Raw genomic sequence first — 23,551 nt, forward strand, 5'->3', positions numbered from 1 at the left:
AATTAAATTCGCAATTGTTAAATAATACAAGCCGTATTTTTTATCGGAATTGTTTAGATTCTATGCAAAAAAAATGCGTATGCTATGTAAAATTTGCATTATTTTCAAATACTCATTAAACAAATGAAAATTGCATGAAAGAGCAAACCAGTTATCCAAAAGAAAAGATCAATATTCTCTTTTTGGAGAATATCAGTGACAAAGCCGTTGAGCGTTTTAGGGCTGCAGGTTATACGAATGTAAAAAAAATGACCGGAGCCATGAATGAAGAAGAACTCATCAAGGCGATAAAAGATGTTCATTTAATTGGTGTTCGCTCGAAAACTAAAATTACTGCAAATGTTATAAAGGCAGCGACTAAATTACAGGCGATTGGCTGTTTTTGTATCGGTACCAATCAAGTAGACCTGGAAACAGCTAAAAAAGCGGGTATTGCCGTTTTTAATGCACCTTACAGTAACACCAGAAGTGTAGCAGAATTGGTGATTGCCACTTCCATTTTACTCATTCGCAAGATCCTGGATAAAAACAAGGCGGCACATGATGGGATCTGGCTGAAAGATTCTAAAGAGAGCTATGAACTGCGCGGCAAGACCATGGGTATCATTGGCTATGGCAGCATCGGAACACAGCTTAGCATTTTAGCGGAAGCTTTGGGGATGAAGGTATTATTTTATGATGTTGCGACTAAATTGCCACTGGGTAATGCTGCCGCTACTAAATCCATGAAAGATCTGGTCAGCAAATCTGATATAATCTCTTTACATGTTCCCGAAACCCCTGAAACCAAGGAGATTGTTAATGAAAAATTATTAAAATCCTTTAAAGACGGTTCCATCCTGATCAACTTTGCAAGAGGACATTGCGTAGAAATTGATGCACTGGTTAAACACTTAAATAGTGGCCATCTTTCCGGTGCCGCAATTGATGTTTTCCCTGTTGAACCTAAAAAAATCGGTGATGCTTTTGAAACGCCGCTTAGAGGCCTGAGCAATGTGCTGTTAACCCCCATATCGGCGGCTCTACTGAGGAAGCGCAAGCCAATATTGGAGAGGATGTCAGCAAAAAACTCTTTGATTATTTAGAAAACGGGGTCACCAATCAATGTATCACGGTGCCATCCATTGCTTTACAAGCGCATCCCAATGCACACCGCATTTTACATATCCATGCCAATAAGCCTGGGGTGCTTAGTGAAATCAATACTTTATTGTCTAAAAATAAAATCAATATCCTGGGTCAGTACCTAAGCACCAACGATACGATCGGTTATGTCGTATTGGATCTGGATAAAAAACTGTCCGCAAAAGCCGTTGAATTACTCAAGGGCGTTAAAGGAACCATTAAGGTGCGTACGGTATATTAATGCATCAGTTAACTGTTGTTTTAGAGCTTTAAAAGAGCTGTGCAGTTAGCTACCTTATTCTAATTTTTATAGGCTAGTCCGGTTGTTTTTTTGCAGCCGGACTTTTTGTTTTTAATGATGGATGTTGCGTTAGATCGCTTAAATCATATTTCCTGCAGGATTTTTAGCCTTCTTTCTTTCTTTCTTTCCTTCAGGGATAAAAGGAACAATCCACGAATACTGCCTTATTTAATTTTGCAAATAATCTTGCTTAGCTTTTCCTATATCAGCGGCAAGCGGCCATGTACGGTCCCGCTACTGTGGCTTTGTAAAAGTAGTTGATGGCTGTTCCACTAGATCATACTAATTTTACCCCATGAAAGCAGTCGATGTAATAATCGTTGGACAAGGCATTGCGGGAACATTACTTAGTTTTGAGCTAATGGAAGCGGGGCTATCTGTAATGGTGGTAGATGCTACAGGATTAGCTGGTGCCAGTAGGGTCGCCAGCGGGGTGATTAACCCGGTTACTGGCCGGCGGGTAGTAGAGACCTGGAAAATAGCAGCGCTGTTACCTCTGGCAACCAGTTGTTATCAACGCATCAGTAGTCTACTCGGTATTGCGACAGTAGCTAAACCCCTGGATATACTGGCTGTGCATGGGAGTATACAAATGCAGGAAGCGTTTAATAAAAGGCTGCAGCAGGGTAGTACTTATTTAAAATCTGTTCCTAATGAAGAAGATTACCATACATTTTTTAAAATGCGGGACGGCCTGCACGGGATAAGCCCGGCAATACTAATTGATTTACAAAACTTATTTACGGCTTATCGGGCTTATCTAATTGAAAATAATAAACTAATCTCTGCTCATTTTGACTGGAACGCTTTACAACTGCCTGATAGTAGCCAATCGTCATTTGTCTATCAAAAAGAAGGAATTTCCTTGTCTTCAAAATGGGTGATCGCCGCTGAAGGTATAACGAGTGGCCAGAATCCTTATTTTGAACAGGTGGCCTTTAGATACAACAAAGGGGAGGCACTGATTATATCTGTTCCTGGGCTCCCCAGGGAACAGATTTATAAATTGCGCTATAGCCTAGTGCCCTGGGGAGATAATCAGACAGACGAAAATCTGTTTTGGGTGGGCTCTTCCTATCAGTGGGACTATAAGGATGATCAACCTTCTGTGAACTTTAAAGAGGCGGTCACCGCTTTTTTGGACGCAGAGCTTTTATTGCCTTATCAAATCACCGACCACTTGGCAGCGATACGTCCTGCCAGTGTCAATCGTAGGCCATTTGCAGGTGTCCACAAAGATTATCCAAGGTTGGGACTGCTAAACGGACTGGGAACCAAAGGTTGTTCTTTGGCGCCTTATCTGGCCAGGGCCTGGCGAGATTATATTATGGAGGGCAAACCCTTTGATCTGGAAGTAGCCCTGGAAACAACCAGGCACTAATTTAAAGCAGTGAAGTCGTTAAAGCTGGCTCATAGAAATTCAGGTTTTGTATGTTGCGCTACTGATAAGAATACTGGTTTATTTTTGCAATCTGGCATAGAGTTCTCTGATCAGTCCATCGGCTACCCCGATCTTGGGAACAAAGATTTCCTGGGCACCAGTCCAGCGCATAATCTGGATATAAATCTTCAAGGCAGGCACAATCACATCAGCACGGTCTTCTCTGATTTTAAATTGTTGCATCCGCTCTGAGATGGACATTGGCTCAAATTTTCTGTAATAGTTTTTTAAAGTACGCAGCGACAAAGGCTTGCCTTCTTTGGTCTTACTGAGTGAAAAGACCTTATTGATATTACCACCTGAACCAATGGCTGTAATCGGAAGGTCACATTGAATTTTTCTTGTACCAAGGCTTTAAGTTGCGCCCAGTTTTCTGTCGTCCATTGCTCTTCCAGCAGTCTGATGGTTCCTAAATTGACAGATTTTTTAAAGACCTGTTTGCCCTTTACATAAAAATTAAGCTCCGTACTGCCCCCCCCAACGTCGATATAGAGGTAGGCATGTTCTCTGCTGAGTGCTTCTGCAATATGATTTTTAAAAACCAGGGAGGCTTCCTGTTCACCGGTAATAATTTCAATAGGGATGCCTGTTTTTTTCTTGACATCCTCAATAATTTCTTTGCTATTTTTGGCATCCCGCATGGCGCTGGTGGCACATGCCCTGAATTGTTCCACCCCGTATGCATCCATCAGATGGCGGTATGCCTGCATTGTATTGATCAGCATGGCTTCCCTTTTTGGCCCAATGCTGGACAGTCTGAATACATCCATACCAAGTCTTAAAGGCACACGAACAAGGTTCATTTTATTGAACTGCAGTGATTTGCCTTTGCCATTTATGTCGGCAATTAGTAGCCTGGAGGCATTACTTCCGATATCAATAGCTGCTAAAACCATACGCGCATCTTTTCGTTAAAAATTTAATAGGCAATGAGGACTAATCCCTTGCTCTAAATAAAGCTAATACAAATTTAACCATTATGGCCGTTGTTAAGCTACTTTTTTGTGGTGGATCGCTGTTAAGCTGTCCGGTTTTTTATTTTTGGGTCGTTATTCAATTTGCCTTTTTCTGGATTAGGAACTGCCGGCTTTTGTATTTTTTTAGTTACCGGTTGTTTAGCTGCAACGCTTTTTGCCTTTTTATCTGCTTTAACTACTTGACGACCGTCCGCAGCGTTTTTAACCGTTCCTGTCTTTTTTGCGTCCGTTATATCGTTTTCAATAGCTGGCGGCGCTGGTCGAGATGCCTTTTTTGCGGCGACTATTTTTTGTGGCCGCGTCTTCGTTTTTGACCTTTGGGAGGATGCTTCTATACCGCCTTTCGCTAAAACCTCTTGCTTTCCCTGCAAATATTCATAGATCGCCATTTGCGATCGAATTTCTTTTTCTTTTTTGCTTCTATGAATATACTTATTTTCAAGGGAGCCATCCAATATTCTTGCTTTTACATTGTCGCTTAACTGTATCTCTAAGATATCACGAAGTGTTTTTTTGATTTGTGGATCATGGATTTTAACAGCTACCTCTAGTCGGTGTTGTAAATTTCTAACCATCCAGTCAGCAGATGAGATATAAGTGGTATGTTTACCTCCATGATGGAAGATCATGACCCGGGCATGCTCCAGATATTCATCCACAATACTGATGGCAAACATATCCTTTTTAAACTTCTTATAATGGGTATTGGCGCAGCTAATACTACGAATGATCATCTGCACGGGAACGCCTGCTTGTGCAGCTTCATACAAACGCTGTATCAACAGGTCATCGCTCAGCGAGTTTAATTTTAAGATAATACCAGACTTTTTCCCTGCCTTGGCAGCCTTAATCTCATCATCGATACGGGCCATAAAATGTTCTCTCATCCCCGTAGGAGCAACAATTAGCTCTTTGCATTTTTGCAGGCTGGCCTCATTTTTATCATCCGGGAGCGCTAAAAATTTAAAGATCTTGCCAATGTCAGCCATAATAGCCACATTGGCAGTTAATAGATAAAAGTCTCCGTATATTCTGGCTGTTTTTTCATTTAAATTACCCGTTGCGATAAAGCCATAGCTAATCACTTTTTTATGGACCCGTTTTTTGATCAGGCATAGCTTGGCATGGACTTTTTTGTCGGGCAGGCCAATAAGGGTCTTGACGCCTTCTTCTTCCAGTCTTTCCTTCCATTCTAGATTGGCCTGTTCATTAAATCGGGCTCTAAGTTCTATCATAACAGTTACTTCCTTTCCATTACGGACCGCATTAATGAGGGCATTAATGATTTTTGAGTTGGTCGCCAACCGGTATGCCGTAATCTGTATGCTCAAAACATCTGGATCCATGGCTGCTTCCCTGAGTAGATCGATTACAGTCACATAACTGTGATAGGGCAGGCTCAGTAATAAATCCTTTTTTAGTACCACATCGGACACCCTTGATTTGCCCAGTACATCCGGGTGAATAAAAGGCGGTTGGTCTCTGGTGGTTTGAATCGGGAATAATCCCGGAAGCTCTGTAAAATCTTTGAAATTATGAATTTTTTCGCCCGGTAGGATATTGTCTTTTTGGCTCAGATGCAGATTTTGTGTTAAAAACTGCAACAGGCCACTGTGCATATGTTTATCATAGGTAAAGCGCACCGCTTTACCTTTACGTCTGTTTTTGAGTCCTTTTTTTATTTTTTGCACTAATGTACTGGACAGGTCATTATCGATATCGAATTCGGCATCTTTGGTCACACTGAAAATATAGGCTTCATACTGATCATAATCAAAAAAGGAGAAAATATAAGGTAGATTGAAGCGAATAACATCTTCCAACAATATAATATGGAGTTCGGAGGCTCTGGAAGGTAGTTTTAAAAAACGTCCATGGATATCTGAAGGAATCTCAATCAATGCCAGCTTATGATCGGCCGGGTCATGTTTTTTGTGCATCACTACCCCTAAATAGAGGCTTTTGTCTCTAAGGTAGGGCAGGGCAGGCAAGTCCTCAATTAATAGCGGAATGACGCTTGAGGCCACTTCCTGGTCAAAATAATTTCTGACAAAGATTTTTTGACGGGCAGATAAATCATGGCTGTCTTTAAGGTAGATTTTATTTTCGGCCATTTCCAGCACGATGCCCTGCCATATGGCATTAAATGCTCTTTGCTGACCCATCACGATTGTCTGAATCCTTTCCAGGATGGCTTCTGGTTGCTGTTCAAAGTAGAAATTCGCTTTCTTTCCCTTGAGCAGGACCATGCGTTTTAACGCAGCTACCCGGACCCGGAAGAACTCCTCCAGGTTGCTGGAATGAATAGCCAAAAATTTGATACGCTCCGGCAATGGAACCGTTGGATCACTGGCCTCCTGTAGCACGCGTTCATTAAAACTAAGCCAGCTGATGTCGCGCGGAATATTTTCAATGGGTTTCATGGGATGTTTGGCTATATCAAAAAAGTCAGGAAAATATCCTGATTCGGTATTTAAAAAATGTTTTACCTTTAAAGTTAAGCAATGCCCGGGAAATGAAAGGGAACCTTGCGTTAAATAATTGTAACCTTGGTTTTTACATGTCCAGGGAATCGCCAAAGTGGCACCTGATTTACTGAAGCTTCTCACTACTGACCGTCAAGATATAGTAAGATATAGTCAAAGAACAGCAAAGTGATGAAGAGATGAAGAAGTGTAATAATAATTGGTATAGCCAACGGATGATGTTTGGTGGAGGAAATATTTGATATTTTATTGCATTGAAGCATATAGGTCATGGTGATAAGGCAACTAAAACGTGGTTTAAAAGAGGATAACTGATGGGGAAGCTAGGACAGGTGAAACATATATGGGCTTTTGATGGGATTTCTTTAATAGATGTCGCAAGTGATGTTACGCTGGATGTTTTTGAACAGCGTAATCAATTGATTTTGCCGGCAGATATGAGAGAATATTTTAAGCAACTTAATGGAACCTGGGATTGCTACGATAGCCACATGTTTCAGTTTTATAGCCTTCGGGAATTTAAACCTGTACAAGCGGCTTATGAAAATTGGGAAGGGCTGACCGATTATAGTCGCATTGTACATACACTAAAAAATCATCAGCAGGTGTATGTATTTGCAAACTTCAGCAATCATCTATACGCCTATGGCATCCGGTTATATCCCGAGGCTTCCCCCAAAAATGAAGTATATGTTATTTGCGGAGGCGATTACAACCTGATTGCAGACTCCTTTACCCAATTTATAGATTTATACCTGGAGGATAGTGAATCCCTGTATTACTAAAGAAAACAGACTGTCAGGGTTTGGCAGCCTTTGCAACCTTATTGGTAAAACGGGCTGCTCTACTGCTTATTGCTATTACTTACCAGTACTTCTTAATTTTTCCAGCGTGGCAGAAGAGGAATATCCTTCCAGAATCGGGTTAATAATTACTTCGCCGCCATTTGTCTGAACCTCACTGGCTCCAACGATCTGGTCGATACTATAGTCACCGCCTTTGACAAGGACATCTGGTAATAAGGTTTTTATAGTGGTAAGCGGTGTGGGCTCATCAAAAATGACCACCGCATCTACAATGGCCATTGAGGCTAATAATAATGCTCGGTCTGCTTCATTATTAATAGGCCTGCCAGGGCCCTTAATCTCCTGAATACTCTTATCGGAATTAATGGCAACCACTAAACAATCACCATGTTTGGCCGCTTCACTAAGGGAGACCAAATGACCTGCATGCAATATATCAAAACAGCCATTGGTAAAAGCTACCTTTTTGTTTTTTAGTCGCCATCCGCCAACCACTCTTTGTAAATCTGCTAATGTATAAACCTTACCTTTTGCAAAATCTGTAATTTTCATGTAATCTGTTTAGAAGGGTAATATACCATAAAATCGTCAAAGTCACTCTTTTTATCGGGGATAATCTTTGTTTAGTGTTATAACATGAAATAAAGTAATTACAAATCAAATGCATATACAGAAGTTGGCCCTATATTTTATAAAACACACCCTGCTGAATACCTTCAATTATTAAAGTATTCAGCAGGGTGTGTTGCTAGAGATTGATTTTAGGATAAGCGATCAATAAAATGTGATGGACCACTTACTGATCAAAGTATCCTTACCAGATAAGGTCATTTTCCGGTAAAATTAGCTTATTCGCATTATGGCAGTCTATTGGTGCCTTCTTTTGGAAAAACCACCTGGGGCTGGAATTGCTTTGCCTCTTCAAAATCCATCAGCGCATAAGAAATAATAATAATAATATCACCTACGGCCCCTTTTCTGGCAGCAGGACCATTCAGGCAGACGGTACCACTATTTCTTTTGCCTTTAATCAGATAAGTCTCTATACGCTCACCGTTATTTACATTAACGATCTGTACCTTTTCTCCTTCAATCATCCCTGCTGCTTCCATCAGCGCCTCGTCCAGGGTCAGACTACCTACGTAATTCAGGTTGGCCTCTGTTAATACTGCCCGGTGGACTTTGGATTTTAATACCTCAACTAACATACTTATTTATTTAGACGGCTACGTTAAAATCACGCAGTGCGTCATTGAGACTAGTTTTAAGATCTGTGCTGGCTTTTCTTTGGCCAATAATCAACGCACAATTTACATTGTAAGTGCCCGCAGCAAACTGCTTAGGATAGCTACCTGGGATAACCACGCTTCTGGCCGGTACCCGGCCTTTTGTTTCAACGGGCTTATCTCCGCTGACATCAATAATCTTGGTAGATTTGGTGAGTACTACATTAGCGCCCAAAACGGCTTCTTTTTCTACGATAACCCCTTCTACTATGATGCTTCGACTGCCGATAAAGCATCCGTCCTCGATGATAACTGGAGAAGCTTGCAAGGGTTCCAGTACACCGCCGACACCGACGCCACCACTTAAATGAACGCCTTTGCCAATCTGTGCACAGCTGCCCACTGTGGCCCAGGTATCCACCATCGTGCCTTCGTCTACATAGGCGCCAATATTAACATAGCTCGGCATGAGGACTACATTTTTACCCAAAAAAGCGCCGTAACGGGCCACAGCATGTGGAACTGCCCGTACGCCCAGGGAAGCATAATCCTTTTTCAATAACATTTTATCATAAAACTCAAAAGGCGCCAAGTCCCAGGTCTGCATTTTCTGGATACCAAAATATAATAAAATGGCCTGTTTAACCCACTCGTTTACCTGCCAGCCATTATCCACGGGGGCGGCTGTGCGCAGTCTACCCTTGTCTACTTCTTCGATAACGCTTTTAACGCAGTCCACGTATTTTGGATTTTCCAGAAGGGACCTGTCTTGCCAGGCGGCTTCAATAAGTTCTTTCATTATAATTTTAATTTTTAATGGATTTTGCAAAATTAATGTTTCACTTGGATTAATTTAGCATAATGGTAAAAGACTTTGCAATTGACCTTGAGCAGTGCCTGAACTGCCTAAAGGGGGATGGTATATTCCTGTATCCTACAGATACCGTCTGGGGACTAGGGGCTGATGCGACTAATGAGGCTGCTGCCCAGCGAATTATGCATCTAAAAAATCGACCTGTCAACAAGAGTTTTGTCATATTGGTGGCAGATGAGCGCCAATTAGCCCAGTATGTTAAAAATATAGATAGCCGTATTATGACCTATTTAGATCAATTTAGCAAACCCACCACAGTTATTTATCCAGGTGCTCATGGCCTGGCACCTACCGTAATGGCAGATGATGGTTCGGTGGCCATCAGGATCTGTAAGGACGGTTTTTGTCAGCAGGTTTTACGACAATCAGGCAAGCCCCTGATCAGCACTTCGGCTAATCTTAGCGGTCAGCCTACACCAACTTTATTTGCTGAAATTGATCCATTAGTGATTAAAGGAGTTGATTATGTGGTCAGACATCGGCAGCAAGATATGCAGAGGGCTGCCCCTTCTACCATTATTAAGTGGCATCCTGAATGGCTCTCGCAAAATGAAAATGATGCTAAAAATCCTGAAAAAAGTCCGATAGAAATTATCCGGGCATGACTTTATCCTTGGGAAGTTAATATTATTATTGTTGAACCATGTTGAACATTATTAACTAGGGATATATATAATAAATGCAGTAAACAGGCCCCAAAACGGGCGTTGATCGGAAAATGAGCACCTATTTTTAAACAGCTGGTTGGAAGATTTGCGACCCTTTACAGAATCAAGTGATGGTAGTTAAAGCTAAGAAGTTCAGGCCTTGATCTGGCGCTTGAATGACGCAAGGCCTAATATGAATAAATTATTTATTGTATAGATATTTTAAAAACAATAATTTGCAAATTTACATGACCTCTATATTAATTTTGTATTAACTTACGGAACATAGGGTACTTAAAACAGCTTAGCGGGTTACTTTTGCACAAAATAATGATCAGTTATGGGACTAAACAACTTTGGGAAAATTTTTATGCCGAAGAATAGGATCTTCTATGATCTGTTTGAAAGTGTGGCCGAGACCCTGACCACTATGGGAAGAGAGCTCAAACGGATGGTAGATGAGTCTGATCGAGATAAACGGGCTGTGGTCGTTTCCAGGCTGGAAGATCTGGAACACAAAAACGATGAAGCCACCCATCAGCTCTTTACTGAGCTTGGTAGGAACTTCATTACACCCTTCGACAGAGAAGATGTTCACGCCCTGGCCATGTCCCTTGATGATGTTGCCGATTGCATTTATGCCTCCGCCAAAAAAATTCACTTTTACAATGTTAACCCCAATGAAACCAGCATCCAGAAAATGGCTGAACTCATTGAGCTGGGGACCAAAGAAATTCAGGTAGCAGTCAATTGCCTCAGGGATATGAAACACCTGAGAAAAATGACCGAATCTTTGATCCGTATCAATAGTATAGAGAATCAGGCCGATGATATATATGATCTGAGTATTGAAAAACTCTTCCAGGTAGAAGAAGATTTTAAAAGTCTGATCAAGAAAAGGGAAGTGTTTCAGGTAATGGAAAAAGTAGTCGATAAAATGGAAGATGCTGCCAATACAGTAGAATCCATTATTATTAAGTACTCTTAAGTCTATTACCCAAACACCTAAACATAAATAACAGGCTATGTTCGGATTTTCCGCATTATTAATTGTTGTCATTGTCCTGGCCCTGATATTTGATTATATCAATGGGTTCCATGATGCCGCCAATTCAATTGCAACGATTGTTTCTACCAAAGTATTAACTCCTTTTCAGGCGGTTTTGTGGGCCGCACTCTGGAATTTTGTTGCTTATTTTGTTTTTAAGGAGCATAAAGTTGCCAATACGGTTGCCAAGACCATTCATCCGGAATATATTACCATGACGATTATTCTGGCAGGAATCGTCGCTGCCATCGTCTGGAACTTGATTACTTGGTGGTTTGGAATTCCATCCAGCTCCTCCCATACACTTATAGGTGGTTTTATCGGTGCAGCACTTGCCAAAGTAGGACACTTTGAAGTCATTGAAATGGTCAATCTGGGCAAAACAGTTTTGTTTATCTTTTTGTCTCCCATTATCGGGATGTTCCTGGCCTTTGTAATAACGGTCATTATTAACTGGATTGCCCGAAAATCTCCGCCCTACAAAGCCGAAAAATGGTTTAAAAGGTTGCAATTGGTTTCTTCTGCTGCTTTCAGTCTGGGGCATGGAGGTAATGATGCTCAAAAAGTAATGGGATTGATTACCGTAGCCCTGCTCTTGGAAAGAAACGGTGGAGCCCCACTGGCTGAAAATGCCCCGATCCTGGAGACCATGCTGCACAATAACTGGATTCCATTTGCCTGTTATACCGCCATTGGCCTAGGGACAATGAGTGGTGGCTGGAAAATTGTTAAAACCATGGGCTCAAGAATCACCAAGGTAACGCCTATTGAAGGTGTTGCAGCGGAATCTGCGGCTGCATCTACCTTGATTCTGACCGAAGCCATGGGTATCCCAGTCAGCACCACCCACACGGTATCTGGTGCTATTATGGGGGTAGGTGCTACCAAAAGGCTTTCTGCAGTCCGTTGGGGCGTTACCGTGAACCTGGTCTGGGCATGGATACTTACCATCCCTGTCAGTGCCCTTATGGCAGCTATTGTTTATTGGGTCTTAAGGCATTTGTTTCATCTACCAGCTTAAAGGAAGGGTACCCATTTTTGGATTGAATCTTACAATTTTACATCCTAAACAACACATTTCCGCTTAAGTTTATGTGTGCTATGTAAGCTTTGTCCCTGGTAATCATTCAATTAAAGAAGGTCAGGACGACTCAAAGACACCCATACCTAATTACTTTTTTAGTTGCCATTAGAAAGGGCAGGTTTACCGATACAAGGCAAATTTGTGCGTAGTCGTTTGATTTATAGATATTTAATAGATTTATTGAAATTTATTAAAAGTTTTTGTTGCGCAAAATTAAAGCCTGCATTCATCAAAATTAAAGCTGCAGGTTTGCCAATTCAGAGCAGATTTGTGTTTAGACATTTGATTTATAAGTATTTAATAAAATTACTGAAAATTATTTAAAGTTTTTGTTGCGCAAAATTAAAGTCTGCATTCAGCAAAATTAAAGCTGTAGGCTTGCTAATTCAGAGCAGATTTGTGTTTAGTCGTTTGATTTATAAGTATTTAATAAAATTACTGAAAATTATTTAAAGTTTTTGTTGCGCAAAATTAAAGTCTGCATTCATCAAAATTATAGCTGCAGGTTTGCCAATTCAGAGCAGATTTGTGTTTAGTCGTTTGATTTATAAGTATTTAATAAAATTACTGAAAATTATTTAAAGTTTTTGTTGCGCAAAATTAAAGCCTGCATTCATCAAAATTAAAGCTGCAGGTTTGCCAATTCAGAGCAGATTTGTATTTAGTCGTTTGATTTATAAGTATTTAATAGATTTACTGAAAATTATTTAAAGTTTTTGTTGCGCAAAATTAAAGTCTACATTCAGCATTCTAAATCTGTGCCCAGCAATAACAAAATCTAGATTTCGTAAATTCAAAATTTTGCCCTCGCTAAAATGAAAATCTTCCCGCCATTTAAAGGTATGTTATGGCTAATTCTGTGCCTATCTACAGTTAATTAATAAGCTGTCCTTTCTCAATTACCGCAAAAAATTATTGCAGCAGCGTACAAAATTCAGCTGTCGGGTCCAGTGTTATTTTTGTTTTTTTTCACAGTCGTTATGCTTCCTTATCTATGTATTAATATTTCAGAAAAATGCTGAAAAATCATTAAAAATTTTAGAATAAAAATTTAGTTTGGTATTAATACGTTGATTATCAATAAAACTATTTATTTGTGTAGTGGTATTGTAGTGGCAATTATTTTGGCGACGGCTCCAAAGAATGCAAACTTTACCTAAATGTTTTTAACATAAAGATTAGGTTCATTTAGTTCCGTTATCATTTTAATAATTTTTTATTCCATTAAACAAAATATTGTTTTTATCTATATGCGTTATTTTCCGATCCATTTAAGTAAAGCCCTCCTTTTAGGGAAAAAGCCATTTGCCTTATTATGCATGGCTACCGTCAGCTCGTTATTTTTGGTTTTGCCCAACCCAATTCAGGCAAAAACCCTTGATACGGCAGGTGCACATTTTGTGCATCAATTAATGCAAAAAATGACGCTAAAAGAGAAAATCGGACAACTTAACTTATCCGTCATGTCGGGTGGGGCCGTAACCGGAACTATTATGAGTCATGATATTGCTGCCAAAATTAAATCGGGTCAGATGGGCGGTATATTCGGGATATGGGATCCCGCCCAAATAAAAGCCGTTCAAAAAACGGCTGTGGATTCCTCCAGATTACATATTCCGCTCATTTTTGGCTTAGATGTGATTCATGGACATAAAACGGTGTTCCCTGTTCCCTTGGCGCTGTCCAGTACTTGGGACACTTCACTTTTGAAAAAAGTAGCACGGGTGGCCGCCACGGAGGCGGCAGCAGACGGTGTAAACTGGATCTATTCGCCGATGGTAGATATTACCCGGGATCCTCGTTGGGGTCGGGTAGTGGAAGGAGCCGGGGAAGACCCTTTTTTAGGTAGCCAGGTGGCCAGGGCCATGGTGGAGGGTACCAGGGTATGGGTAACGACCTGGCTAAAAATAATACGGTTATGGCCTGTGTCAAACACTTTGCTTTATACGGGGCTGCGGTGGCCGGCAGGGAATATAATAGTGTTGATATGAGCCCGCAGCAAATGTTTGAATACTATCTGCCACCTTATAAAGCGGCCATTGATGCCGGAGCTGGAAGTGTTATGACTTCCTTTAATGACATCAACGGGTTACCATCTACCGCTAACAGTTGGCTTTTGACAACACTATTAAGGAAAAAATGGGGATTTAATGGTTTTGTGACCAGTGATTATGGCTCAGTTGCTGAACTTTCTACCCATGGCCTGGGAACCCCATCCGAAGTGGCTGCCTTAGCGCTTAATGCCGGCACTGATATGGAAATGGTAGGAGATCTGTATATAGAGACCATCCAAAAGTCCGTAGAACAAGGCAAAGTAAGTGAAGCTACCATTAATCAGGCCTGTGAAAGAATCCTGATGGCAAAATATAAACTTGGACTCTTTCAAAACCCTTATTTATATATAGATGCACAGCGGGCGAAGACAGAGGAACTGTCGCCCGCTCATAAGGCATTGGCACGCCAGGCAGCGTCCAGCACTTTTGTATTGCTGAAAAATGATCAGACGCTTCCATTGACTGCTAAAGGTACCATTGCGGTTATCGGCCCCCTTGCGGACAGCAAAGTGAATATGGTGGGTGCCTGGAATATTGCCGGCAATCCTGAAGATTGTATTACGGTACTGGAAGGGATTAAAGAAGCGACTCAGGGGAAGGCCAATATCATTTATGAAAAAGGTGCCAATATCACAGATGACCCATTGTTAAAACACCGGGTCAATGTATTTAAAAAAGAAATCAGCACAGATAAGCGCAGTGCTACAAAAATGATTCAGGATGCAGTAAGGGCGGCAAATAATGCCGATGTAATCCTGGCCGTTGTGGGTGAAGCTGCTGATATGAGCGGCGAGGCCGCCAGTAGAATGCATATTAATATTCCAAAGAGTCAACAAAAACTCCTGCAAGCATTAAAAGCAACGGGCAAACCTCTGGTCATTGTCTTATTCAATGGGCGTCCTTTGACGCTGAACTGGGCCAACGAAAATGCCTCGGCTTTATTAGACGTGTGGTTCCCGGGCACTGAAGCGGGGAACGCTGTAGCGGATGTAATTTTTGGAAAAGTCAATCCTTCTGGTAAGCTCTCCATGAGTTTCCCTAAATCCGTAGGTCAGGTGCCTATTTATTATAACCATAAACGGACAGGCAGGCCTTTTAATGACACCTCCAGTGCTTCAAAATATAAGTCTGACTATCTGGACGGATCTAATTTACCGCTTTATCCTTTTGGTTATGGATTAAGTTATACCACTTTTCGCTATGGGCCTGTCAGGGTCTCTGACAAGGTAGCATCAGCGAGCCAGCATATTACGGCAACGGTAAAAGTAACTAATACCGGTAAATACAAAGGAACAGAAACAGTTCAGTTATATATAACGGATCCGGTAGCTCGCGTCACCAGAAGTGTTCAGGATCTGAAAGGGTTTAAAAAAGTAACCTTAAAGCCTGGTGAAAGTAAGGACGTCAGTTTTATCATTACCCCCGAGCTTTTAAAATACTACGATTACAATTTAAATTATGATTGGGATCCCGGTGAATTTATTTTAAGAATCGGCACTAATTCAAGGGATACACAGGCAGCGGTCATACATTATAAAAAGGATTAACAGTCTATTGATTAGGATTTCGTAAAGAGAAAGCAGATCGGAGGAAGTGGTTTAATAAAAATTAAGCGTGTTGTATTAGGAATATTTCAAATGTAAGAGGTTTGTTTTTTGGTGTTTTTTTATGGTCTCCCCATTAAGCGATATAAATACAATTTGGTTTAACGCTACATTCATTTGGCTGTATTCAATCGACTGTTAAATAAAATTCAGGATTTATTAAGAAAATGAAGAGAAATTTTGGCTTTTGTGAATCATTGTGTGTTAACTGATTGGTTATCAATAAAAGTATTTTGTTTTGTAGTAGTGTTGTAGGGGGCGTTTATTTTTTTTGCCACCTAAAAGTGCAAAACTTTGTTCTTGATTTTTAACAAACTAAAATTCGTTTACCATTATTCAGTTAAAAGAGAATCATCTATCCTGTCAATAATTATATCATTTAATATTATAATAAGATGAATAACTTAAAAAAATTATAAATGGTCATCATATATGGAAAGACCGCCATTTGTCGGTTGATGGAATCTACAACCAAAGTAAGCCAATTGTTTTTATGAAATGTAAAACCCAAATCAAAAACCTAGGCGCTGGTCAAATCCTTTGTGGCTCAAAAAACACATCGTATACCATCCAGTGAATAAACAAAACCAAAAAATTTAAGTATATGAGCAAGCTGAAAAAAAGTTCTTAAGTTTTCCTGCAGCACTCGCACTCGTTATGTGTACCCTTTGGGTCTCCAACGCAAAAGCAGGACCGATTATTACAACCTCGCCTTACCAGCAACAGCAGGTAACCGGCCAGGTGACAGATAGTTCTGGAAAGGCCTTAGCAGGTGTCTCTGTGCAGATAAAAGGCACCACAAGAGGCATATTAACGGATGAAAACGGTAATTTTTCCATAGAGGCCAATCAGGGAGATGTACTTTTTGTTTCCTATACTGGTTATACTTCCAAGGAAGTGACAGTAAATGGCCAGCAGGCACTAAGTATTGTGCTCACCGCGGAAACCAGTGATTTAAACGATGTCGTTGTTATTGGTTATGGTACGCAGAAAAAAAGTCTGGTGACTGGCGCCATTGCACAGGTATCCTCCAAAGATATCGCCAATAAGCAAATCGGACGCCTGGATGACGCCTTACGTGGCCAGGCGGCCGGCGTTTCTGTTATCCAGAGCAACGGCGCACCAGGCTCTGCACCCTCTGTAATTATTCGTGGGATAACGACCATTAATAATAACACGCCTTTGTACGTAATTGACGGTGTTGTACAGACTGGTAATGGTGGTATTGATTATTTGGATCCCAATGACATTGCTTCTATGGAAGTTTTGAAAGATGCAGCCTCGGCCGCAGTTTATGGTTCCAGAGCTTCCAACGGTGTAATTATCATTACCACCAAAAAAGGTCGCCTGAATTCTGCTATGCAGATCAGTTATAGCGGACAATATGGCTGGCAAAAACCCATCACCAAAGTAAAAATGGCCAATGCGACGCAGTATGCTGAGTTGCGTAATGAAGCGGCCATTAATGATGGTGAAGCGTTGCCTTATGCCTCACCCAGTATTTATGGTACGGGTACTAATTGGCAAGATGAGATATTCAGCGATAATGCCATTTATCAAAATCACAGCCTGAGTTTAAGTGGCGGTTCAGAAAAGTCCACTTATTATTTATCCGCCGGCTATAGAGGTCAGCAAGGTTTGATAGCGCCTTCTATTGCGTTTAACAAGCAATTTTCACTAACCACTAATACTAGTTTTCAACTGGGAAAATATGTGAAAGTTGGTGAAAATTTCAGCTTCACCAACCAAAAAAATAACACAGGTCTGAATACCAATTCTGAATATGGGGGGCCATTAAGTGACGCTTTGAATCTGGATCCTTTGACACCGGTTACTGTAGATGCGGATTTTGTTGCCGGCAATCCAGGTACTTATCCAACCAGTAAGATTCCTTACCTGGCTAAAGCAGCCAATGGAGACTATTATTCCATTTCTCCTCGTGTACAACAGGAAATGACCAATCCGTTTTCTTTTATACAAACTCAAAAAGGCAATTACGGTTGGTCCAATAATTTTGTGGGTAGCGCTTATATTAATATCAACCCCATTGAAGGTTTGAATTTAAGGTCGGCCTTTAATGCGAAGGGTGGTTTTTGGGGATCAGAGTCTTTCAGCTCTTTTTATTATATGAATACCACTAATGATCATACACCGGAGAGTCATACACAGAATGCTCATTACCGGGATGCGGAGCATAATTTGACCTGGAACTGGGACAATACCGCTTCTTATGGCAAACAGGTTGGTTTACATAATTTTGAAGTAATGTTAGGCATGAGTGCGACCAAACAGATCGCACAAGGTGTAAATGCCACCCATTACGGTGAACCGGTAACTAATTATCAGGATGCATCTTTTAATTGGAGTCTACCAAATGATTCCACCGTTGGCGGAGGTTATGAAAACCAGATCTATACACTGGAATCCTTTTTTGGTCGTGTAAGCTATAACTATGCAGAAAAATACCTTTTGATGGGAATTATTCGCAGAGATGCCTCCTCAAAATTTGGTGCCGATAACCGTTGGGCAACTTTTCCTTCGGTGCAAGTAGGTTGGGTCGCAACAAAAGAGGACTTCTTCCCAAAAAACACGCCCATTGATAATTTAAAATTCCGCTTCTCTTATGGAGAAACTGGTAATGAGATGTCTTTGAATCCATTTCAATTTGAATCCGTTGTAAATAGTGGCGGTCTGAGAAATGCCGTTTTTGGCGACAATGGTTTGGTGGTGGGATATAGCCCCTCTGCGCCCTCCAATCCTGCTTTAAAGTGGGAACAGACCAGTCAGTTGGACCTGGGCTTTGATATGATACTAGCCCATAGCTTTAATGTTACTTTCGATTATTATAACAAAAAAACGAATGGCATGTTGCAGCAAGTGCAGATTCCAGGTTTTGCCGGATATTTGGGCGAGCCCTGGGCTAATGTGGGCGATATGAGCAATAAAGGGGTGGAACTGGAATTAGGCTGGAATAAATCATTCGGCCAGGATGTTCACCTTAGACTCAACGGTAATATTTCCTATAATAAAAACCAGGTCACTTTTCTGGGTAATGGTGTAGATTACCTCACTAGGACTGCCAGCTGGCAGGCTAGTCTGTACGGCTTGACTCGTACAGCAGTTGGACATCCACTAGATGCCTTCTATGGTTTTAAAGAGCTGGGTACCTTCAAGTCTCAGGCAGAGATTAATTCCTACGGTTATATGGATGCTGCAGGTGATTTTCAGTTATTTCAACCAGATGCCAAGCCCGGTGATTTAAAATGGTGGAAAAATCCAGACAATCCAGATGACGCGGGTAAGGGCGTGATTGGACAGGGAGACAGAACCTTCCTGGGTGATCCTAATCCACATTGGATCTATGGCTTTAACGTGAATCTTTCCTGGAATAACTGGGATTTACTGGCATTCGGACAAGGTGTTTGGGGCAATCAGATATTCCAGGCTTATCGCCGCAGAGATGTGGGGGTCGATGGCTATAAGGGTGGTGCCAACTATCAGGCAGATGCTTTGAATGCCTGGACGACCTTGAATCCTTCCAGCGACTATCCACGTATAACGGATAAGGATGCTAATCATAATTTCTCTAACCCATCAAGTTTTTATTTACAGAGCGGCGCTTATTTTAGATTGAAGACACTGCAATTAGGTTACACGTTGCCAAAATCTGTTTTGGGAAAATTAAAAGCACAAACTTTCAGGATTTATGCCAGTGCCAGCAACTTATTCACATTGACTAAATATACTGGTTATGACCCAGAAATCAGTGGTGGGGTGGATAAGGGGCTCTATCCGCAGGCGAAGACCTTTATTGTTGGTTTGAACATCGGACTCTAAAAATAAATGCAGGTAATTCCATTAAAAATATTGTATTATGAAACGAAATAAAATAGTAAATAGCTTCTTACTTCTGACAGGGATGTTCATGATGGCTTCTTGTTCCAAGTCATTTTTGAGTCCGAAACCTATAGGAGAAAGCTTAGAAAGTAATTATTATTCCACGCCGGCCGAGGCTTATGCAGGCCTCGTAGCCGCCTATGCTCCCAGTCAGGTGACCTATACGGGTAGCTATTGTTCTCAGGAAGGCCTGGCCAATGCGGCCTCTGATGAATGTTATTCAGGAGGTGCCAGCACCAATGACCAGGTTACCTGGACGGCCATGAATGATATGGATTTATTAACGCCGGCTCAGATGCCCAGTGCGCTTTGGACGGTCAACTTTCAGGGCGTGGAGGCAAGTAATCTGATCTTGTCCAAATTAGACGGTGCCGGACTTGATGACGCTACCCTGAAACGTTATACTGGAGAAGCGAAGTTTTTACGGGCCTATTATTATTTTCATTTGGTGCGCTGGTTTGGTCATGTGCCTTTAATTACTAGCCAAATGACCTTAGATGAAATCTATGCGACCGGGCAATCTTCAAAGGATTCAGTTTATGCACAAATTGAGAAAGATTTAAGTGAAGCGATCCCTGATTTGCCGGCTAAGGTGCCTGCTTCTGAAAACGGTCGGGCTACACAAGGTGCAGCAACTGCCTTACTGGGCAAAGTTTATTTGTATGACAAGAAATACACACAGGCAGCTACAGAATTGGCAAAAGTGAACGGCACACCTGGTGGAACCAGTCAGTATGGATATCACCTATTGGATAATTACGGGGATATTTTTACCCAGAAATTCAATGCAGAATCTATTTTTGAAATACAGCATACCCAGACCCAAAATTACGGCGACTGGAGCGGAGGAACCGCCACCGGTAATATGTATGCCGTTATGTGTGGCCCCAGAAATTACACCTTTAAAAGTGCACCGGCGCCTACGATAGTCACAGGTTGGGGCTTTACACCAATCTCATATGATTTGTATGATGCGATGGTTAAAAACGGTAAATACGATCCCAGATATCCGTATACTATTTATAATATAGACAGCATGGCCAATGCAGGACTTTGTGCTTATTCTGCCACTGATTTTTCAGTTGGTTTTCCTTACTCTGGTTACAATGTGGCTAAATTTGCACCCTTACAAGAGTGGAAAGGCACAGGAGGAGATCCTTATTTAAACTATGGAGTAGATTATATTGAGATTCGCCTGGCCGATACGTATTTAATGGAAGCGGAAGCACTCGTACAGGGTAGTGGGGATAAGAGCCGTGCTCAGGCATTGCTAGATGCGGTAAGAAAAAGAGTAGGTCTGGGTTCCGTGCCTGTAACCATGGATGCCATTAAAAATGAGCGGCAACTTGAACTGGCTACTGAAGGTCACCGTTTCTTTGATCTGGTTCGTTGGGGGACGCAGACAAAGTCCTCAATCATATGGAAAAGGGTTATTCCAAGAATTTTAAAGTTGGTAAAAATGAAATATTACCAATCCCTCTAAATGAGCTGACCAATACCAAGCTTATTCAAAATCCCGGGTACTGATAGAACCTATAAACATTATTTTAAAAAACTTTTTTTATGAGAAATATAATAAAATCTACCGGACAGCTTGGCTGGGCACTTATTGCAGGTTGTTTATTATTCAGCGCCTGCTCCAAAGAAGATACAGGATCTTTGGAGGCCATCGTTCCAACGCCAAGTTTTACATCTGCGGCATTAACGCCCAGCGAGGCTAGTGCGTCTAATGTAGAGTTAATTAATACAAGCACCCAGTCAATGACCGCTTATTGGACTGTTTTGGATGATGCGGGCAATTCTGTTGGGACGTTTACTGGAGATACTGTGCGGCTGGCACTTACTTTCGCTGGTACTTATACGGTTAAAATGGCTGCAGGCGGTCCGGGTGGTTTGTCAGACACAATTCAGCAAGCAGTCACCGTTGACAAGGATAATGTCTATGCAGTAGGGCCTACGACACTTTTAGGTATATTGACAGGAGCTGCACTTGGAAAAACCAGCAGAACCTGGAAGGCTGACCGGGTAGTCAGTACGGTAATTGTTTGGGACACTTATGATAATTGTTTAGGGCAGATAAACGGTGGTGCCGGCGCCTGGTGGGCCTTTGGTCCGGGAGAAATAGCTACAGACGGCTCCGGTCGTGATGGATATTTTGACGATACCTACACGTTTAATTTTGCAAAGGTTGGAAAGATGGTCTATGATGATCATAATACTGTCTACCTGGATAATGGTGGTTCCGGTTGGACCAAAGCCTTACCAACTCCATGGAATACGACCCAGGCAACGGTTTCTTCTACCACTTTATATGACGCGGTGCCGGCACTGAAACCTTGGGGCAGTGGTACTTTTGGTTATACAATCGCAGCTGCACCTGCCGGAGAATTGAAACAGGGTACCATTACGATTACTGGCAAAGGGGGGCACTTTGGTCTGCAAGATAAGATCAATAATGCTGAGGAGGTGACACCAACAGCTAACGCTGTTACCTATGATGTATTAGAGATGAAAACAGATCAGGTTGATGCATCAGGTAAGCATTATGATATGTTGGCCATCGGCGTTCATTATGACGCTGATGGAAATGTATTTACCTTTATGATGAGATCAGATCGTTAAATAAAGGGGAACAGTGTCATGACGCTTGTATATTCACTTGTCGTAACATTTGTCAAACCCAAAGGCTAGCCCTTTAAAACTTAAGTGGCTTTCCAACCAGAAAACAAGGCGGTTAATACTTATTACCTTGCCTGAATAATATACTGGTTGGAAAGTCCTTTTTAAAACAAATTACATGAAACGCAAATATTCAGTCCTGTTTTTTTTCGTGCCTGTTTTTGCTTTGCTACTGGGTTGCAGCAAGGGCAGTGATTATCAGGCGCCGGCTAGGCCTACGGATCTTTCTTATAGTGTCCAGATCGCCGGGGCTACAACTGCTGAGCCAGGAGGAGATGGTAGCGGTAAGGTGACCATCAACCTTTCTGGTAAAAATGTAACCTCCTTTGTTGTAAGCCTGACCACAGAAAATGAGTCATTTTCTGTGAACGGAAATAGTGGCAGTGTCATTGGGATATTCAGCTCCCAGCCAGGAGCTACCACTAAATATCCTATCAAGATCTCCGCTTATTGCAATACGGTCAAAGTAGATACGACAATCTATGCGACCGTGTATGTTAAAGCGGCCGTAGAACCGGGTACCGTGCTCATATGGTCAGATGAATTTGATAACACAACGCTCGATACCAAAACCTGGAATTATGAAACCGGCAATCTGGGTGTCAATAATGAACAGGAATATTATACCCAGGACGACGCCAATATTCGGGTGAAAGATGGCAACCTGGAGATTACGGCACTTAAGTCCCCTAACTACAATAACAGTGGCTGGGATTACACTTCTGCCAGAATCAATACCCAAGGTAAATATGAATTTAAATATGGTAAGGTGGTTATCCGGGCAAAGATCCCAGGCGATGACGGCACCTGGCCAGCACTTTGGTTACTAGGCAGCAATATTACGACTGTTAATTGGCCTGCCTGCGGAGAAATAGATTTGATGGAAGAAGGTACGGTAACTGGCTTTGAAAACATTTTGTCTTCTTTGCATTGGGGAAGTGATGCCATGCAGTCCCGTGTCGTTACGGGTGCTACAACAGGGTTTCATGAATATGCCATGGATTGGCGCGCCGATCATATCGCCTTTTATTATGACGGGACGCTGCTCTACAGCCATGCTAATGACAGTAGCCTGCCATTTAACCAGAAATTCTTCTTTATTTTCAATGTAGCTGTTGGCGGTAATATGGGCGGAACAACCATTAATTTGGGGTCAGGTTCTACCATGTATGTAGATTATGTAAGGGTATATAATTAGGCTTGGCGTAGGGTTGAAATATCCATTTAAAGCCTGTTTTATTCGGGCTCCCTTATTGGCTGATGTCGTTTGTTCTGTAATGAACAGGAACTCGGTTTTAGTGG

19 protein-coding genes are annotated in these 23,551 nt (G+C 41.6%); 13 read left to right on the forward strand and 6 right to left on the reverse strand.

What is annotated here, in order from left to right; all coding sequences use genetic code 11:
- Nucleotides 1–134: 134 nt before the first annotated feature.
- The 3 genes from serA to FSB73_RS13850 all read left to right on the forward strand — a co-directional run bounded on the left by serA (nucleotide 135) and on the right by FSB73_RS13850 (nucleotide 2,807).
- On the forward strand, nucleotides 135–1,085 hold the full coding sequence (serA, locus tag FSB73_RS13845; RefSeq protein ID WP_225974005.1) for a phosphoglycerate dehydrogenase: 951 nt from the start codon (nucleotides 135–137) through the stop codon (nucleotides 1,083–1,085).
- Nucleotides 1,086–1,114: 29 nt separating this feature from the next.
- On the forward strand, nucleotides 1,115–1,366 hold the full coding sequence (locus tag FSB73_RS27970) for a phosphoglycerate dehydrogenase (RefSeq protein WP_225974006.1): 252 nt from the start codon (nucleotides 1,115–1,117) through the stop codon (nucleotides 1,364–1,366).
- 355 nt (nucleotides 1,367–1,721) lie between these two features.
- Nucleotides 1,722–2,807: an NAD(P)/FAD-dependent oxidoreductase gene (locus FSB73_RS13850; RefSeq protein WP_146783320.1), complete on the forward strand. Its 1,086-nt coding sequence runs from the start codon at nucleotides 1,722–1,724 to the stop codon at nucleotides 2,805–2,807.
- A 78-nt stretch (nucleotides 2,808–2,885) separates the two neighbouring features.
- On the opposite strand, the gene FSB73_RS25060 is transcribed toward FSB73_RS13850, so the two are convergent.
- From FSB73_RS25060 to ppk1, 3 genes are all read right to left on the reverse strand, one after another.
- Complete coding sequence (locus FSB73_RS25060) at nucleotides 2,886–3,068, reverse strand: hypothetical protein (RefSeq protein WP_225974007.1); 183 nt, start codon at nucleotides 3,066–3,068, stop codon at nucleotides 2,886–2,888.
- Nucleotides 3,069–3,094: 26 nt separating this feature from the next.
- A complete protein-coding gene (locus tag FSB73_RS13855) occupies nucleotides 3,095–3,763 on the reverse strand; it encodes a Ppx/GppA phosphatase family protein (protein ID WP_225974008.1) in 669 nt (222 codons plus the stop codon).
- A 122-nt stretch (nucleotides 3,764–3,885) separates the two neighbouring features.
- Complete coding sequence (ppk1, locus tag FSB73_RS13860; protein WP_146783323.1) at nucleotides 3,886–6,267, reverse strand: polyphosphate kinase 1; 2,382 nt, start codon at nucleotides 6,265–6,267, stop codon at nucleotides 3,886–3,888.
- Nucleotides 6,268–6,644: 377 nt separating this feature from the next.
- On the opposite strand from ppk1, the gene FSB73_RS13865 reads away from it, so the two are divergent.
- A complete protein-coding gene (locus FSB73_RS13865; protein WP_146783326.1) occupies nucleotides 6,645–7,115 on the forward strand; it encodes an SMI1/KNR4 family protein in 471 nt (156 codons plus the stop codon).
- A gap of 75 nt (nucleotides 7,116–7,190) precedes the next feature.
- Here the strand turns inward: FSB73_RS13865 and FSB73_RS13870 are convergent, their stop codons facing one another.
- The 3 genes from FSB73_RS13870 to FSB73_RS13880 all read right to left on the reverse strand — a co-directional run bounded on the left by FSB73_RS13870 (nucleotide 7,191) and on the right by FSB73_RS13880 (nucleotide 9,161).
- A complete protein-coding gene (locus FSB73_RS13870) occupies nucleotides 7,191–7,688 on the reverse strand; it encodes an adenylyltransferase/cytidyltransferase family protein (protein WP_146783329.1) in 498 nt (165 codons plus the stop codon).
- A 305-nt stretch (nucleotides 7,689–7,993) separates the two neighbouring features.
- A complete protein-coding gene (panD, locus tag FSB73_RS13875) occupies nucleotides 7,994–8,344 on the reverse strand; it encodes an aspartate 1-decarboxylase (protein WP_146783332.1) in 351 nt (116 codons plus the stop codon).
- Between the two features lie 10 nt (nucleotides 8,345–8,354).
- Nucleotides 8,355–9,161: a 2,3,4,5-tetrahydropyridine-2,6-dicarboxylate N-succinyltransferase gene (locus FSB73_RS13880; RefSeq protein ID WP_146783335.1), complete on the reverse strand. Its 807-nt coding sequence runs from the start codon at nucleotides 9,159–9,161 to the stop codon at nucleotides 8,355–8,357.
- A 62-nt stretch (nucleotides 9,162–9,223) separates the two neighbouring features.
- On the opposite strand from FSB73_RS13880, the gene FSB73_RS13885 reads away from it, so the two are divergent.
- The 9 genes from FSB73_RS13885 (at nucleotide 9,224) to FSB73_RS13920 (ending at nucleotide 23,447) form a co-directional block, all read left to right on the forward strand.
- A complete protein-coding gene (locus FSB73_RS13885; RefSeq protein ID WP_146783338.1) occupies nucleotides 9,224–9,841 on the forward strand; it encodes an L-threonylcarbamoyladenylate synthase in 618 nt (205 codons plus the stop codon).
- Between the two features lie 412 nt (nucleotides 9,842–10,253).
- Nucleotides 10,254–10,871: a DUF47 domain-containing protein gene (locus tag FSB73_RS13890; RefSeq protein ID WP_225974009.1), complete on the forward strand. Its 618-nt coding sequence runs from the start codon at nucleotides 10,254–10,256 to the stop codon at nucleotides 10,869–10,871.
- Nucleotides 10,872–10,908: 37 nt separating this feature from the next.
- A complete protein-coding gene (locus tag FSB73_RS13895) occupies nucleotides 10,909–11,952 on the forward strand; it encodes an inorganic phosphate transporter (protein WP_146783345.1) in 1,044 nt (347 codons plus the stop codon).
- Between the two features lie 1,313 nt (nucleotides 11,953–13,265).
- On the forward strand, nucleotides 13,266–14,006 hold the full coding sequence (locus FSB73_RS26760) for a glycoside hydrolase family 3 N-terminal domain-containing protein (protein ID WP_262712334.1): 741 nt from the start codon (nucleotides 13,266–13,268) through the stop codon (nucleotides 14,004–14,006).
- A complete protein-coding gene (bglX, locus tag FSB73_RS13900) occupies nucleotides 13,934–15,616 on the forward strand; it encodes a beta-glucosidase BglX (protein ID WP_262712335.1) in 1,683 nt (560 codons plus the stop codon). The genes FSB73_RS26760 and bglX overlap by 73 nt, the downstream gene beginning before the upstream one ends.
- Before the next feature lie 714 nt (nucleotides 15,617–16,330).
- Nucleotides 16,331–19,510: a SusC/RagA family TonB-linked outer membrane protein gene (locus FSB73_RS13905; RefSeq protein ID WP_146783348.1), complete on the forward strand. Its 3,180-nt coding sequence runs from the start codon at nucleotides 16,331–16,333 to the stop codon at nucleotides 19,508–19,510.
- Between the two features lie 37 nt (nucleotides 19,511–19,547).
- Complete coding sequence (locus FSB73_RS13910) at nucleotides 19,548–21,053, forward strand: RagB/SusD family nutrient uptake outer membrane protein (RefSeq protein WP_225974010.1); 1,506 nt, start codon at nucleotides 19,548–19,550, stop codon at nucleotides 21,051–21,053.
- Nucleotides 21,054–21,133: 80 nt separating this feature from the next.
- Nucleotides 21,134–22,192, forward strand: coding sequence for a hypothetical protein (locus FSB73_RS13915; RefSeq protein WP_146783351.1), 1,059 nt, complete (start codon nucleotides 21,134–21,136; stop codon nucleotides 22,190–22,192).
- Between the two features lie 175 nt (nucleotides 22,193–22,367).
- The gene (locus tag FSB73_RS13920; protein WP_146783354.1) at nucleotides 22,368–23,447 is read left to right on the forward strand and encodes a glycoside hydrolase family 16 protein; all 1,080 of its coding nucleotides are present in this window, start codon (nucleotides 22,368–22,370) and stop codon (nucleotides 23,445–23,447) included.
- Nucleotides 23,448–23,551: the final 104 nt, after the last annotated feature.

Source organism: Arachidicoccus ginsenosidivorans (genome assembly GCF_007971385.1).
GTDB classification, from domain to species: Bacteria; Bacteroidota; Bacteroidia; order Chitinophagales; family Chitinophagaceae; genus Arachidicoccus; species Arachidicoccus ginsenosidivorans.